This is a genomic window from Flagellimonas alginilytica (genome assembly GCF_042134605.1).
GTDB lineage: Bacteria > Bacteroidota > Bacteroidia > Flavobacteriales > Flavobacteriaceae > Flagellimonas > Flagellimonas alginolytica.
On sequence record NZ_CP169638.1, the window covers coordinates 1,722,699 to 1,735,888 of the forward strand.

A 13,190-nucleotide genomic window follows, 5' to 3' on the forward strand; every position below is an offset into this window, starting at 1 on the left:
TCAGAAAAGAATAGTGCCGAATTAAATTCGGATTGGAATAGTGTGGTTGCCAAGAAATGATTTTGGCATCCCATTACAAGCTCTTTAAAATTTTGTATTACCAATAGAATGTACGGCCACAGCAACCAATCACATGATTGTAAAAACCGCTTGCAAGATTAAATCTTCAATTAGGCTGCAATCCGGATTTGATTTTAGGTTTCGGGGGAACTACCTAGAACAATTAAAGATTATACCGGCCATGATTGAAGAGGCCGTACTCTTGGTAATATTAAGCTAATAGTTCATCATAAAAGATAGGCCGGGCAAGTTTCTTGCCCGGCTTTTTGTTTATTAAGAGTTACTATTCTGTGCAAAATGTTGGAAGTGCCAGATGTCAACATTTTGTGTTAAAAACTTTACTTCATTTAGAGCCCCTATAGCTTCTTTAATCCGCAGTATTTTTAAATATTTGCAATCATCCCAAATGCATTTTTTCAAGTTTCTGCCATAGCTCTCCATAGGGCAATGGTGTATTTAATTGGGAAAAAGAAATACTGTAGTCTGGTTGATGTGTTTTACAAAATGTTGGATTACAGTTTTATTGTACTGTATTAAAGCGGTACGTGTGATAGTGTTTATTGATTTAATACCTCGGATGAGTTCACCCCACATTAGAACGTTCCGAGGTATTTTTGTTTGTGCAGGAAACTAAAAAAGCCTCCTATTTAGGAGGCTTCTATTTTTATTGGAGGCTTCTAAAACTTAGAGTGACCATGCTTTACCATTGGTCAAAGTTGTAACATCCTCACAGGCAATATACTCTCCTGGTATTGGAAGATAAGCCAAAACTTCCTCTCCCACATATTCGGAATTTTTGTAGGCCCATGTCGCCAAATCCCTTAGTTCGTGGGCAAAGGATACTCTGGAAATCTCATCGTCCAAAGTTGCCTCGCCGCCTTCCATTATGGCTTGCATATAGCTCATAATGGCCTCGTTCTGCAAATCCTCTTCCTCGTCAGTTCGTTTTTTCAAATATGTTGCAAGGGCTGGTTCTATATCCACAGGTTCTATGTCCATTAAGGATTCCTTACCGGAATCTGCCAAAACCTTTTCGTAAAATTTGTTCATCTTCATCACAACAAAGTCTCTTTGTTCCAACGGCATTACCTCATCCAAGTAAGCATCGATAAACGCATGTACGTTCATCTCTGTTGCAGAAGGGGTGTCTGTTTTTGGAAGAATCACATCCAAGGTCTGTGCCATGGCATAACCTTTGTCCTTATCAAGGAAATTTGGAGTCCATTCCGCATATGCCGGTTTGTTCTTGCAACTTTGTAGTAACGACAATAATGTTGGAGTGGCAACGGCATAACCAAAAGCCAACCCCATATTTTTGAGTGCTGATCTTCTTTCCATTATATATTTCCTTTTTTAAGTTCTTGAGCTGCATGGTTGGCCGCTCTTGCAGTAAATGCCATATACGTTAACGATGGATTCACACAGCTTGCCGAGGTCATAAACGCACCATCGGTTACATAAACATTCTTACATCCGTGTACCTGGTTGTTTCCGTTTACAACAGAAGTTTTTGGGTCACGGCCCATACGGGCGGTACCCATTTCATGGATTCCAAGTCCAAGGGCATAGGGCCGATCATATGGAGTAATGTCCTTGGCGCCGGCCTTTTCCAACATTTGAACCGCTTGGTCCTGCATGTCTTTACGCATGTTGATCTCGTTCTCGCGGATTTCGGCATCAAAAGTTACGGTTGGTAGTCCCCATTTATCCTTTTTGTCGTAATCCAAAGTCATTTTGTTATCGTGGTAAGGTAGTATCTCACCAAAGGCAAGCATATTCATGGTCCAACCACCTGGGGTCAACATGGCATCCTTGTAATCTTTTCCAAAAGAAGCTTCGGCAATCAATTCTTCATAGTTGCCTCTCCCGGCACCACCTTGGTATCCGTAACCTCTGGTGAAATTTTTCATGTCGGAGTCGCCTCCTAGGTTTCTAAACCTTGGGATATAAATTCCATTTGGCTTTCTTCCTTTGTAGTATTTGTCTTCGTATCCTTCAAACTTTCCGGATGCTCCTACCAAGAAGTGGTGGTCCATAATGTTATGTCCCAATTCTCCAGAATCGTTTCCTAATCCATTGGGGAATCTATCGGATTTGGATTGCATCAAAATAGAAGTGGATGCAACAGCCGAAGCACAAAGGAATATAACCTTGGCCTTGAACTCGAACTCTTCTTTGGTCTCTCTGTCTATAACCTTAACGCCCGTTGCTTTTTGGGTATTTGGATCATATATGACCTCGTGGACTATGGAGTCGGGTCTTAAGGTCATGTTGCCTGTACGTTCAGCTGCGGGCAAAGTAGAGGAAACACTACTAAAGTATGCTCCGAAAGGACATCCTCTGATACATCTGTTTCTAAACTGGCAACGTACACGTCCATCGCCATCAAATTTTTTATCACTGTTAATGTGAGCTACCCTACCGGCGGTAATAACCCGTCCGTTAAAATGCTCGGCAACCTTACCCCTAACATGGTCTTCCACACAGTTAAGTTCCATCATGGGTTCAAACTGGCCGTCGGGCAATTGTGGTAGACCCAGGTTTTCCCCGGAAACTCCTATATAACTTTCAACTTTATCGTACCAAGGGGCTATATCCTTGTATCTTACCGGCCAATCAACGGCGATACCTTCGTTCTTATTGGCGGCGAAATCAATATCGCTCCAACGGTAGCTGTGTCTCCCCCACATAATGGAACGTCCGCCCACATGGTAGCCACGCATCCAATCAAAACGTTTGGTTTCGTTGTAAGGGTGATCTAAATCGTTTACAAACCAGTGCTTGGAGGCCGCCCCAGTGGTATAGCCTGTTCTGGATTGTTTTTCTTGTTGTTTGATATCTTCTCGGGTTGCGTTCCCGGCATGGGGGAAATCCCAAGGATCCATATTGGCTGTTGGGTAATCTTCACGGTGCTTTACCATGGGACCTCGTTCCAAGACCAAGGTCTTGAGGCCATTTTCGCACAATTCTTTGGCAGCCCAACCACCACTGATACCCGTTCCTACCACGATGGCATCATAGGATTCCTGCTCCTGATTGTAATAAAATTTACTCATTTATTCGGATTGTTTATTTGCTAAATGTATTAATTATTAAATTAATTTTCTACATTTAATCCCTATGTTTATTGAGAATTCAGCACTATAACGTTGTAGTTTTTGGATTCTGAAAGAAATTAACCAACATAAAAATATGAACAGACGTAGATTAACCCAAAAAAGTATCGTAACACTAATTTTTGTTGTTTTTTTAGGATTTTCTTCCTGTAAGGAAAATCAAAAAAAAGAATCCGAAGCAGAAAAAGTAGCAGAGCAAGAAGTTGCAGAGGAGTCCAAACCGGAAATTAAACTCTCATTGGCCCAATGGTCCATGCACAAAATGATTCTTGAAGAAGGAGTGGACCCATACTCTTTTGCAGAAAAGGCGAGCAACTGGGGCTTTGAAGGACTGGAGTATGTAAGCGGCCTATATTACAAAGAATTGCAGGCAGCCAATTTTTCGGAAGAAGCGATGAACAATTGGGTGGAAAAAAGCAAGGCAGAAAGTGAAAAATATGGGCTTCGGAACCTTTTGATCATGGTGGACGGCCAAGGGGATATTGCAGTGGAAGACGAAACCAAAAGAACAGAAGCTGTGGAAAACCATTACAAATGGGTAGATGCGGCCGCAGCATTGGGCTGTCATTCCATTCGTGTTAACCTAAATGGGAGCATGGAGCCCGAAGTTTGGATTCCGGCCTCTGTTGAAGGACTTAAGCAATTGGCAGGCTATGCCAAGGAAAAGAACATCAATATTATTGTGGAAAACCATGGCGGCCCATCTTCGAACGGTGCATTGTTGGCCGAGGTAATGGAGAAGGTGGGTATGGAAAACTGCGGCACACTACCAGATTTTGGTAATTTTTGTATCAAAAGAGAGGCCGGCGACTACTATTCGTCCAAATGCTTGGAAGAATACGATCGTTATAAGGGAACCAAAGAACTCATGCCTTATGCAAAAGGTGTAAGCGCCAAATCCTATAGTTTTGATGAAGAAGGCAACGAGACCAGAGTGGATTATCCACGGATCATGGAGATTGTCCTGGAATCCGGATACGAAGGTTTTGTTGGAGTAGAATATGAAGGCTCCGACCTGAGCGAAGAAGAAGGGATTTTGGCAACCAAAAGGCTCTTGGAGAGAATAGTGCAGTAAAACGAACACAATAGCATCAAATGAAGGGGTTTTTACAGCAGCTCTTCGATTACAATTTTTATTGTAACAAAAAAATTATCGAGCAATGCAGTGGTCGGGAAAAAGTTTCTGGCGACTGCATTAGACTTTTTAGTCACATACTCAATGCGCACCATATTTGGAACCAGAGATTACTTGGTTCGGAAGTAAAGTTCGATGTTTGGGATCAACATGATATGGTACTATGGGAAGAAATCCATTACGAAAATCAAAAGACCTCTTTTGAAATTATTTCCAATACGGATACCTTTGAAAAACGTGTTGAATATGTGAACAGCCAACAAGTTCACTTTTCTAACGAGGTAAAGGATATTCTTTTTCATATTATCAATCATTCCACCCACCATCGCGGCCAAATTATGATGGAATGGAGAAAGGCTGGTATAGCTCCGGAACCTTTGGATTATATACACTACAAACGATAACAACTAACTAATTACACAACATGAATTTTAAGACCAAATTTCAACTGTCCTTTATGATGTTCCTCGAATTTTTTATTTGGGGCGGATGGTTTGTAACACTGGGAACTTTTTTGGGAACCAATTTAAAAGCTAGCGGCGGGGAGATCGCCCAGGCGTTTTCCACTCAATCTTGGGGTGCCATAATAGCTCCTTTTATTATTGGGTTGATCGCAGACCGATATTTTAATGCTGAACGGATTTTGGGCATTTTGCACCTAATAGGGGCATTTTTAATGTACCAAATGTATCAGACCACGGAATTCTCCGTGTTCTATCCATATGTTTTGGGCTATATGATCTTGTACATGCCGACTTTGGCATTGGTCAATTCCATTTCATTTAATCAAATGAAAGATCCTGCCAAGGAATTCTCGCCGATTAGGGTGTTTGGAACCATTGGGTGGATAGTTGCGGGATTGGTGATCAGTTATGTTTTTCTGTGGGATTCACCCGAGAGTTTGTCCGCTGGAATGCTGAAAAATACCTTTTTAATGGTAGCCATAGCATCGGCAATATTGGGGTTGTTCAGCTTTACCTTGCCCAAAACACCGCCAAGAGTGGACAAGACCGAAAAAGTCACCATAACCGATGTGTTGGGGCTCGATGCCTTGAAATTGTTGAAGGATAAAAACTTTTTGGTTTTCTTTATTGCCTCGGTATTGATTTGTATCCCATTGGCCTTTTACTATCAAAACGCCAATCCATTCCTCACCGAGATCGGATTGGACAATCCGACCGGAAAAATGACCATTGGGCAAGCTTCCGAAGTGCTTTTCATGCTATTATTGCCACTGTTCTTTACAAGATTTGGCTTTAAAAAGACCATATTGGTCGGAATGTTGGCCTGGACTGTACGTTATTTGCTCTTTGCATATGGCAATGCAGGCGATTTGGCATTTATGTTGATTTTGGGGATAGCACTTCACGGAATTTGTTACGATTTTTTCTTCGTATCCGGCCAGATTTACACCGATACCAAAGCGGGCGAAAAATATAAGAGTGCAGCTCAAGGACTGATTACCTTGGCCACTTATGGAGTGGGGATGTTGATAGGGTTTTGGATAGCAGGAAAAATTACGGACTCCTATTTATTGGAAGACGGAAGCCATGTTTGGCAAAACATCTGGATTTACCCAGCAATATTTGCAGCCGTGGTATTTGTGCTGTTTGCGTTGGTATTTAAAAATGAAAAAGTAGAATATAAATCATAATAAAAAAACATGCCTAAAAAAATAAGACTCGGAATTCTTGGTGGGGGCGGCGACTCCCTTATCGGAGTTCTGCACCGCGTAGCCTCTTTTATAAATGATAATTATGAAATCGTTGGGGCCGTATTTACCCCCGAACTGGAAGATAGTTTAGCGTTCGCAAAAGAGATAGATATTCCAACGAATCGAATTTATAAGGATTTCGACACCTTGGTGGAAGAGGAGATGAAACTGCCCGAAGATGAGCGTATCCAGGTATGTTCTATCCTCACTCCAAACTTTCTTCATTTTCCGATGGCAAAAAAACTGTTGGAAAATGGATTCAATGTCATTTGTGAAAAACCATTGACCACCAGCTATGAGGAGGCCAAAATATTGCAGGAAACCCTAAAAAAGGCAGGCACCGTATTTGCGGTCACCCATACCTATACAGGTTACCCAATGGTGCGCCAAATGAGGGAGATGATAAAAGAAGGGGTAATTGGAAAAGTTCACAAAGTGGATGCCCAATATTATCAAGGTTGGATGAACCCTATCATACATGACAAGGAAAAACGGGGCACTGTTTGGAGGCTCGACCCCAAAAAAGCAGGGATTAGTTCCTGTATGGGAGACATTGGAGTACATGCCTTTAATATGGTCGAGTACACCACCGGATTAAGAGTTAGATCTCTATTGTGCGATTTCAATTATTTGTACGACGATAACCAAATGGACATGGATGGAACCGCTTTGATACGAATGGATAAGAATGTAAAAGGCGTCATTAGGGCAAGTCAGGTGGCCACTGGGGAAGAAAATAACTTAACTATTGCCGTTTATGGTGAAAAAGGAGGTTTAAAATGGGAGCAGGAGAACCCTAACTACCTATATAAATTAAATGATCCAGAACCTTTGCAAGTATACAAGCCAGGACATGGGTACAATTCCGAACTCTCTTTGGGCGGTACAAAATTGCCACCAGGCCACCCAGAAGGAATTTTTGATGCCATGGCGAACATATATTTGGGCGTGGCCAAGGCAATTCGTGGAGAAGCCTATAACAACGGAGAATTTCCGACCATAATAGATGGTGTGCGTGGCCTAAATTTTATAGAAAACACCGTTGCTTCACACAAGAATGGAAATGTTTGGGTAGATATGGATTGATCCAGGACCCAAAATAATAGATATAATGGCTGTCCAATGGACGGCCATTATTTTTTATATAACATTTCAAATTGCTCGAACACAATGATCATGCTTTCCTTTGGAGTTGTGCCAAATTTGGCCAATTCGCGGGTGTAGTATTCCCAATGGGTCTTTTTCCAATGCTCCAGACTTTTATCCCCTTCACCTTCCAAACGGGCGTGTTCTTCTCTAATACTAAAATAGGGGAGCAGTTTTACCCCAGTGGTGCGAACAATACATTTGGCATTCCCGTCCCAATCCGTAACCACATAAAAATCTCCGATTTTAGGTAAATTTTCGTTGCGGAGCTGTAAACCTTTTAAGGAATGTGAGGTGGCTCTTTTGGTTTCTTTGCAAACAAGATCTGCACAAGTATTGGCATCTTGTTCATTATCACAAAAATGTATCACTTTTGGAGCATCTTGGGAGGCAAACTCCAAATGGGCATCTAAAAAATCGCCCCATAAATTGCGGGCAGAAGCATTTTCCATATGTGGTTTTTATAAGCGGTAAGCTATTTTAATTGTATATGAATTCCTATATTTATGTTTTGCTACATGAGGTGTAAAAATAGCATAGTTTTTTTCTTAAATATAGAAGATAAATCCCAATTTGAATGGGATTTCCTAATTCCTTAAAATTAAATTCAATGAAGACAATCAAAGGACCAGCTGTGTTCTTGGCTCAATTTGTGGACAGTCAACCTCCTTTCAATACCTTGGATGGAATGTGCAAGTGGGCCTCCGACCTTGGTTACAAGGGCATTCAAATACCAACTTGGGAATCATTTCTTATAGATTTGGACCAAGCAGCAGAAAGTCAGGATTATTGCGATGAGCTCAAGGGAAAAATTAATTCCTACGGATTGGAGATCACCGAACTTTCCACCCACTTGCAGGGACAATTGGTGGCTGTTCATCCTGCATACGATATTATGTTCGATAATTTTGCTCCCAAGGAACTGCACGGAAAACCGAAAGAACGAACCAAATGGGCAGTTGAAACGGTTAAAAAAGCGGCAACAGCAAGCCGTAGACTCGGACTTAACGTCCATGCCACTTTTTCGGGCTCATTGCTTTGGCATACCGCCCACCCGTGGCCACAGCGTCCTGCCGGATTGGTGGAAATGGGTTTTGAAGAGCTGGCCAATCGATGGAAGCCCATCCTCGATCATTTTGATGAAGAGGGCGTGGATGTCTGTTACGAGATTCATCCCGGAGAAGACCTTCACGATGGGGATACTTTTGAAAGATTTTTGGAAGCTACGGGAAACCATAAGCGCGTAAACATACTTTATGATCCAAGTCACTTTGTTTTGCAACAACTGGATTATATTGCGTATATCGATCATTATCATGAGTTCATCAAATCCTTTCACGTAAAGGATTCGGAATTTAACCCAACAGGTAAAAAGGGAGCATTTGGCGGTTTCAACGATTGGGGAGACAGAGCAGGGAGATACAGGTCCCTAGGGGATGGACAGATCGATTTTAAGACCATTTTTTCCAAACTTACCCAATATGGCTGCGATGTTTGGGCCGTTATGGAATGGGAATGCTGTATTAAAAGCCCGGAACAAGGAGCGTGCGAAGGCGCTAAATTTATTCAAGATCATATAATAGAGGCAACAACCAAAACCTTTGACGATTTTGCCGGAGCAGATGTGGATAAGGAAAAATTGAAAAAAATACTTGGACTATGAAAAGAGCATTGATGTTGGCATTACTGGCCATTGGCGTTGCCTGTAAAGAAAACCCAAAGGAAAATAAGGAAGAAAAAGAAGAAGTGATCGAGATTGTGAAAGAAGCTGAAAATGAGTGGGTTACCCTATTCGACGGAAGTTCATTCGAAGGCTGGCATTACTATAATGGCGGACCAGTTACCGAGCCATGGAAATTGGAAGATGGGGCCATGGTGTTCTACCCACCGGAAAACAGGGAAGAAGGAGCGTCTTTTAATCTGGTTAGTGATGCTGAGTTTACGGATTTTATTTTAACTATGGAATGGAAAATTGCCGAAGGGGGAAATAGTGGAATTTTTTGGGGTGTTTCAGAAGATGAAAAATACGCCCAGCCCTATTTAACAGGACCAGAAATACAAGTGTTGGACAATGAAAGACATCCTGATGCCCAAAATGGGGAAAATCGTATGGCAGGAGCTCTGTACGATATGGTTTCGCCTACCCAACATGTAACCAAGCCAGCCGGTGAATGGAATACGTTTGAATTAATGGTGAACCATAAGACCAACAAAGGACATGTAGTATTGAATGGAACAAAAATAGTGGAGTTTCCAGTGCATGGGCCGGATTGGGACAAAATGGTCGCATCCTCAAAATTTGCAGATTGGGAAGGTTTTGGCGCTTACAGGACGGGAAAAATCGGTTTACAAGATCATGGGGACAGGGTGTCCTATAAAAACATAAAGATCAAAGCATTATAATATGTATAAATTAAAAATTGTTCCATTGCTTTTGGCCATCTTGTTTAGTGGATGGACCTGGTCCCAGGACATAGAGCCAACCACTCCCGAGGAAACGGAGATATATGAACCAGTGCCGCCAAAGGTAATTCCGGGCAAAGCAGGAGCTCCTCCAAGTGATGCCATCGTACTTTTTGATGGGACATCTTTTAAAAATTGGATAAGTTCCAGGGATAGCACGGATGCCAAATGGCTCTTGAACGAAGATGGCAGCATGACCGTAAAGGACAAGACGGGAGATATTCAGACCAAACAAAATTTTGGGAGCATTCAGCTTCATATTGAGTGGAAATCCCCAGCAGAAGTGCAAATGGATGGACAAAACCGAGGTAATAGCGGTGTTTTCTTAAATGGAATCTATGAAGTTCAAGTATTGGACAACAATAACAACGACACCTATGTAAATGGTCAAGTGGGCTCCATTTATAAACAGCATGTACCCTTGGCCATGGCATCGGTCCCATCTGGCGAATGGAACACCTACGATATAATTTATCATGCACCAGTGTTCGAAAAAGGACAAAAAATAAAATCTGGTACCATTACCGTTATCCACAATGGTGTGTTGATCCAGGACCATGTGGAGATCAAGGGCACAACGCCATATATTGGTTGGCCCAAGAATCCGCCACATGGCAAGGGACCTCTTAGGCTTCAGGACCATGGGGACAATAGCAGGGTGAGCTACCGTAATATTTGGGTCAGGGAACTGGAGTAGTTTCCAAGGGGCCAAAATTTAGAATCTTCAAAGGTCAAAATCTATTTTGGTTACCTTTGGCAAAATTTAATCATACGTATATGATTCAATCCATGACAGGCTTTGGGAAGCACGTAGTTCAGCTTCCTTCAAAAAAAATTACAATAGAGCTTAAATCGCTCAACAGCAAAAATCTGGATATTAATGCCAGGCTTCCACAATTTTATAGGGAAAAGGAGCTGGAATTACGTAAAATGATTGCCAGTGCCCTAAACAGGGGTAAAGTGGATTTTAGCCTTTATGTGGAAATAACCGGTGAGGAGACTACGGCAGAAGTTAACAAGGGTGTGGTTAAAAAGTATATGGAGCAATTGGCCGCAATAGCCCAAGGAGATGACATTAAACTGTTGGAAATGGCGTTACGTATGCCCGACACCCTTAAAACCGATAAAGACGACATCGATGCCGAAGAGTACGAGGCCATTAAAAAAGCAATGGACCAGGCCTTATCCAAAATAGTGGAGTTCCGCAATGAGGAAGGCAAGGTTTTGGAGCAGGATTTTGTAGAGCGATTAAAAAAACTCAACGAACTTTTGGATGCTGTAAAAAGCATGGACCCAGATAGGTTGGCTACGATACGGGAACGTTTGGAGAAAGCTGTGGCCGACCTTAAGGTGGAATTGGATGCGAATAGATTTGAACAAGAACTCATCTATTATTTGGAAAAGTACGACATTACCGAAGAAAAGGTACGTTTGGCGAACCATTTAAAATATTTTGAAACCACCCTGAATTCCAAAGAATCCAATGGCAAAAAACTAGGGTTCATCTCACAGGAAATAGGAAGGGAAATCAATACCATAGGATCCAAGGCCAATTTTGCACCCATGCAACAATTGGTGGTCCAAATGAAGGACGAATTGGAAAAGATAAAAGAACAAATGCTCAATGTGCTATGACAGAAGGTGGTAAACTCATCATATTTTCGGCCCCATCGGGAAGTGGTAAAACTACCATTGTAAAACATTTGTTGAATCAGCCGGAACTCAACTTGGCCTTTTCCATTTCCGCAACCTCGCGCCCGCGCAGGGGCAAGGAAAAAAATGGGGTCAACTACTATTTTATGTCCGTTTCCCAATTTAAGCGACACATTAAGGATGGCGATTTTTTGGAATGGGAAGAAGTGTACCGCGACAATTTTTATGGGACTTTAAAAAGTGAAGTGGAACGTTTGTGGGCAGAAGGCAAAAATGTAATATTTGATATTGATGTTTCTGGCGGGCTAAGGATCAAAAAGAAATTTCCGGACAAGACCCTGGCCGTTTTTGTGAAGCCTCCCAGTGTAGATGAGCTAAAGATCAGACTTAAAAAGCGCAGCACGGAGAGTGACGATAAGATCAATATGAGAATTGCCAAAGCGTCGGTAGAATTGGCAACCGCCCCTCAGTTTGATAAAATCATTAAAAACTATGATCTGGATGTAGCTCTCGACGAAGCCCACAAATTGGTCGCCGATTTTGTTGGGGCCAAGAATCCCGATTCAAAATAAGATTGACGTATGAAACAGGTAGGGCTCTTTTTTGGAACCTTTAACCCGATACATATTGGTCATTTGATCATAGCCAACCATTTAGTGGAGTTTTCCGATTTGGATGAGGTTTGGTTTGTTATAACCCCGCAAAGTCCATTTAAGGTAAAGCAATCGCTTTTGGACAACAATCACCGGTTCCAAATGGTGTACGAAGCTGTACAGGATTATCCCAGGCTCAAACCCAGTACAATTGAGTTTGATTTGCCCCAGCCCAACTATACTTCCGATACCTTGGCCCATCTGGAAGATAAATATGGCCCGGATTATGCGTTTTCATTGATCATGGGTGAAGACAATCTGAAAAGTTTCCACAAATGGAAAAATTATGAAGCCATATTGGAGCAATACTCGATCCATGTTTACCCGCGCATTTCTATGGGCGAGATGGCCCATCAATTTGAGGATCACCCCAAAATCACCAAGGTCAGTGCGCCGATAATGGAAATATCGTCCACTTTTATTCGAAAGGCCCATAATCAAGGAAAAAATATTCGTCCAATGCTGCCCGAACCGGTGTGGAAATATATGGACGAGATGAACTTTTACAGATAAAAAAACACGAACTGTTTATTGTATTTTTTCCAGAGTGTCGGTTCCTAAATACTTATCGTCCTTGTTCATGTACCATGCCCGCGTTTTTGGCATTTTGATACCATTTACTTCCGCCAGGCCTTCTAAAAGAATGTACTCTCCGTCGTTTTTGGTTTCATCGTGAAAAAATTGATATACCTCCATGGCGTAAGTGGAAGGGTCAAAATAAAAGTACCAAGTGTCTTTGCCAACTTCGGCATCGTAAGTGGCCTTTAAAACCACATATTTTTTATTCTTGAAGGTTTTTTGTTGGACCACGGGATCTAGGTGGGTGCCTGGGTCGTTCAACTTCATGGGAAGGCCGTATAGGTAAGTGTAGTAATCCTTCATCATGGTTCCCCGTTCGCAGGTCAGGCGATACTTTTCGGCTTCTTTCTTGGTAAACTCTTTGCTCTCGTTAAATATGATTTCGCAGGACCCGTTTTTTAAAATATATGAGTAATGATCACCATCTTGGGTAACATCCAAGACAAACTCCTGTTTGGGGAAATCCACGGAAATCACACTTGTGCGTTTAGGTCGCTCCGGAGTTTCCATAACTACTTTGAACGATGTTTTTAGGTTGGCCCAGTTACCATCTGGATCATGAAATGAAATGGCCTTTTCCAAAACTTCTTTTGCAGAAAGGGATTGTGAGTGCAATGGCGCAAGGCCCAATAGGCCAACTGCCATAAGAGAAAAGAAATATTTGATCATAT

At 42.0% G+C, this 13,190-nt stretch carries 14 protein-coding genes; 10 read left to right on the forward strand and 4 right to left on the reverse strand.

The genetic code is table 11. The features are described from left to right. Positions 1-744: 744 nt before the first annotated feature. Positions 745-1,398, reverse strand: coding sequence for a gluconate 2-dehydrogenase subunit 3 family protein (locus ABTP35_RS07655; protein WP_293297622.1), 654 nt, complete (start codon positions 1,396-1,398; stop codon positions 745-747). After that, complete coding sequence (locus ABTP35_RS07660) at positions 1,398-3,116, reverse strand: GMC oxidoreductase (RefSeq protein ID WP_224835819.1); 1,719 nt, start codon at positions 3,114-3,116, stop codon at positions 1,398-1,400. The genes ABTP35_RS07655 and ABTP35_RS07660 overlap by 1 nt, the downstream gene beginning before the upstream one ends. 136 nt (positions 3,117-3,252) lie before the next feature. Between ABTP35_RS07660 and ABTP35_RS07665 the strand changes: the two genes are divergently transcribed. The 4 genes from ABTP35_RS07665 to ABTP35_RS07680 are packed head-to-tail and all read left to right on the forward strand — an operon-like array spanning position 3,253 to position 7,111. Next, positions 3,253-4,251 carry a sugar phosphate isomerase/epimerase family protein gene (locus tag ABTP35_RS07665; protein ID WP_293297617.1) on the forward strand — a complete coding sequence of 333 codons (999 nt, stop codon included), beginning with the start codon at positions 3,253-3,255 and terminating at the stop codon, positions 4,249-4,251. 20 nt (positions 4,252-4,271) lie between these two features. Next, entirely contained in the window at positions 4,272-4,715 is a 444-nt protein-coding gene (locus ABTP35_RS07670) for a DinB family protein (protein ID WP_224835817.1), read from the forward strand. Between the two features lie 20 nt (positions 4,716-4,735). Then, entirely contained in the window at positions 4,736-5,965 is a 1,230-nt protein-coding gene (locus ABTP35_RS07675; RefSeq protein WP_224835816.1) for a nucleoside permease, read from the forward strand. Positions 5,966-5,974: 9 nt separating this feature from the next. Next, complete coding sequence (locus tag ABTP35_RS07680) at positions 5,975-7,111, forward strand: Gfo/Idh/MocA family protein (protein WP_293297611.1); 1,137 nt, start codon at positions 5,975-5,977, stop codon at positions 7,109-7,111. Positions 7,112-7,158: 47 nt separating this feature from the next. Here ABTP35_RS07680 and ABTP35_RS07685 read toward each other — a convergent pair whose 3' ends face one another. Beyond that, positions 7,159-7,623, reverse strand: coding sequence for an ASCH domain-containing protein (locus ABTP35_RS07685; protein WP_293297608.1), 465 nt, complete (start codon positions 7,621-7,623; stop codon positions 7,159-7,161). Positions 7,624-7,781: 158 nt separating this feature from the next. Between ABTP35_RS07685 and ABTP35_RS07690 the strand changes: the two genes are divergently transcribed. The 6 genes from ABTP35_RS07690 to nadD all read left to right on the forward strand — a co-directional run bounded on the left by ABTP35_RS07690 (position 7,782) and on the right by nadD (position 12,453). Next, positions 7,782-8,834 (forward strand): sugar phosphate isomerase/epimerase, encoded by a 1,053-nt coding sequence (locus ABTP35_RS07690; protein ID WP_293297605.1) that lies wholly within the window; start codon positions 7,782-7,784, stop codon positions 8,832-8,834. Beyond that, entirely contained in the window at positions 8,831-9,574 is a 744-nt protein-coding gene (locus tag ABTP35_RS07695; RefSeq protein ID WP_252081122.1) for a DUF1080 domain-containing protein, read from the forward strand. Before ABTP35_RS07690 ends, ABTP35_RS07695 begins: the two co-directional genes overlap by 4 nt. A gap of 1 nt (position 9,575) precedes the next feature. Then, positions 9,576-10,331, forward strand: a complete 756-nt coding sequence (locus ABTP35_RS07700) for a DUF1080 domain-containing protein (protein WP_293297601.1) — start codon at positions 9,576-9,578, stop codon at positions 10,329-10,331. A gap of 80 nt (positions 10,332-10,411) precedes the next feature. Continuing rightward, the gene (locus ABTP35_RS07705; protein ID WP_293297598.1) at positions 10,412-11,269 is read left to right on the forward strand and encodes a YicC/YloC family endoribonuclease; all 858 of its coding nucleotides are present in this window, start codon (positions 10,412-10,414) and stop codon (positions 11,267-11,269) included. Beyond that, positions 11,266-11,859, forward strand: a complete 594-nt coding sequence (gene gmk, locus ABTP35_RS07710) for a guanylate kinase (RefSeq protein ID WP_224835809.1) — start codon at positions 11,266-11,268, stop codon at positions 11,857-11,859. The genes ABTP35_RS07705 and gmk overlap by 4 nt, the downstream gene beginning before the upstream one ends. 9 nt (positions 11,860-11,868) lie before the next feature. Further along, on the forward strand, positions 11,869-12,453 hold the full coding sequence (gene nadD, locus ABTP35_RS07715) for a nicotinate (nicotinamide) nucleotide adenylyltransferase (protein ID WP_293297595.1): 585 nt from the start codon (positions 11,869-11,871) through the stop codon (positions 12,451-12,453). 15 nt (positions 12,454-12,468) lie between these two features. Here the strand turns inward: nadD and ABTP35_RS07720 are convergent, their stop codons facing one another. After that, the gene (locus ABTP35_RS07720; protein ID WP_293297592.1) at positions 12,469-13,188 is read right to left on the reverse strand and encodes a DUF6503 family protein; all 720 of its coding nucleotides are present in this window, start codon (positions 13,186-13,188) and stop codon (positions 12,469-12,471) included. Between the last annotated feature and the right edge of the window lie 2 nt (positions 13,189-13,190).

Excerpts from the sequence above, each read along its gene's own strand:
- ABTP35_RS07670 (WP_224835817.1), top strand. The coding sequence starts at position 4,272 with ATGAAGGGGTTTTTACAGCAGCTCTTCGATTACAATTTTTATTGTAAC.
- ABTP35_RS07675 (WP_224835816.1), top strand. The coding sequence starts at position 4,736 with ATGAATTTTAAGACCAAATTTCAACTGTCCTTTATGATGTTCCTCGAA.
- ABTP35_RS07690 (WP_293297605.1), top strand. The coding sequence starts at position 7,782 with ATGAAGACAATCAAAGGACCAGCTGTGTTCTTGGCTCAATTTGTGGAC.
- nadD (WP_293297595.1), top strand. The coding sequence starts at position 11,869 with ATGAAACAGGTAGGGCTCTTTTTTGGAACCTTTAACCCGATACATATT.
- ABTP35_RS07655 (WP_293297622.1), bottom strand. The coding sequence starts at position 1,398 with ATGGAAAGAAGATCAGCACTCAAAAATATGGGGTTGGCTTTTGGTTAT.
- ABTP35_RS07680 (WP_293297611.1), top strand. The coding sequence starts at position 5,975 with ATGCCTAAAAAAATAAGACTCGGAATTCTTGGTGGGGGCGGCGACTCC.
- gmk (WP_224835809.1), top strand. The coding sequence starts at position 11,266 with ATGACAGAAGGTGGTAAACTCATCATATTTTCGGCCCCATCGGGAAGT.
- ABTP35_RS07660 (WP_224835819.1), bottom strand. The coding sequence starts at position 3,116 with ATGAGTAAATTTTATTACAATCAGGAGCAGGAATCCTATGATGCCATC.
- ABTP35_RS07665 (WP_293297617.1), top strand. The coding sequence starts at position 3,253 with ATGAACAGACGTAGATTAACCCAAAAAAGTATCGTAACACTAATTTTT.
- ABTP35_RS07695 (WP_252081122.1), top strand. The coding sequence starts at position 8,831 with ATGAAAAGAGCATTGATGTTGGCATTACTGGCCATTGGCGTTGCCTGT.
- ABTP35_RS07700 (WP_293297601.1), top strand. The coding sequence starts at position 9,576 with ATGTATAAATTAAAAATTGTTCCATTGCTTTTGGCCATCTTGTTTAGT.
- ABTP35_RS07720 (WP_293297592.1), bottom strand. The coding sequence starts at position 13,188 with ATGATCAAATATTTCTTTTCTCTTATGGCAGTTGGCCTATTGGGCCTT.
- ABTP35_RS07685 (WP_293297608.1), bottom strand. The coding sequence starts at position 7,623 with ATGGAAAATGCTTCTGCCCGCAATTTATGGGGCGATTTTTTAGATGCC.
- ABTP35_RS07705 (WP_293297598.1), top strand. The coding sequence starts at position 10,412 with ATGATTCAATCCATGACAGGCTTTGGGAAGCACGTAGTTCAGCTTCCT.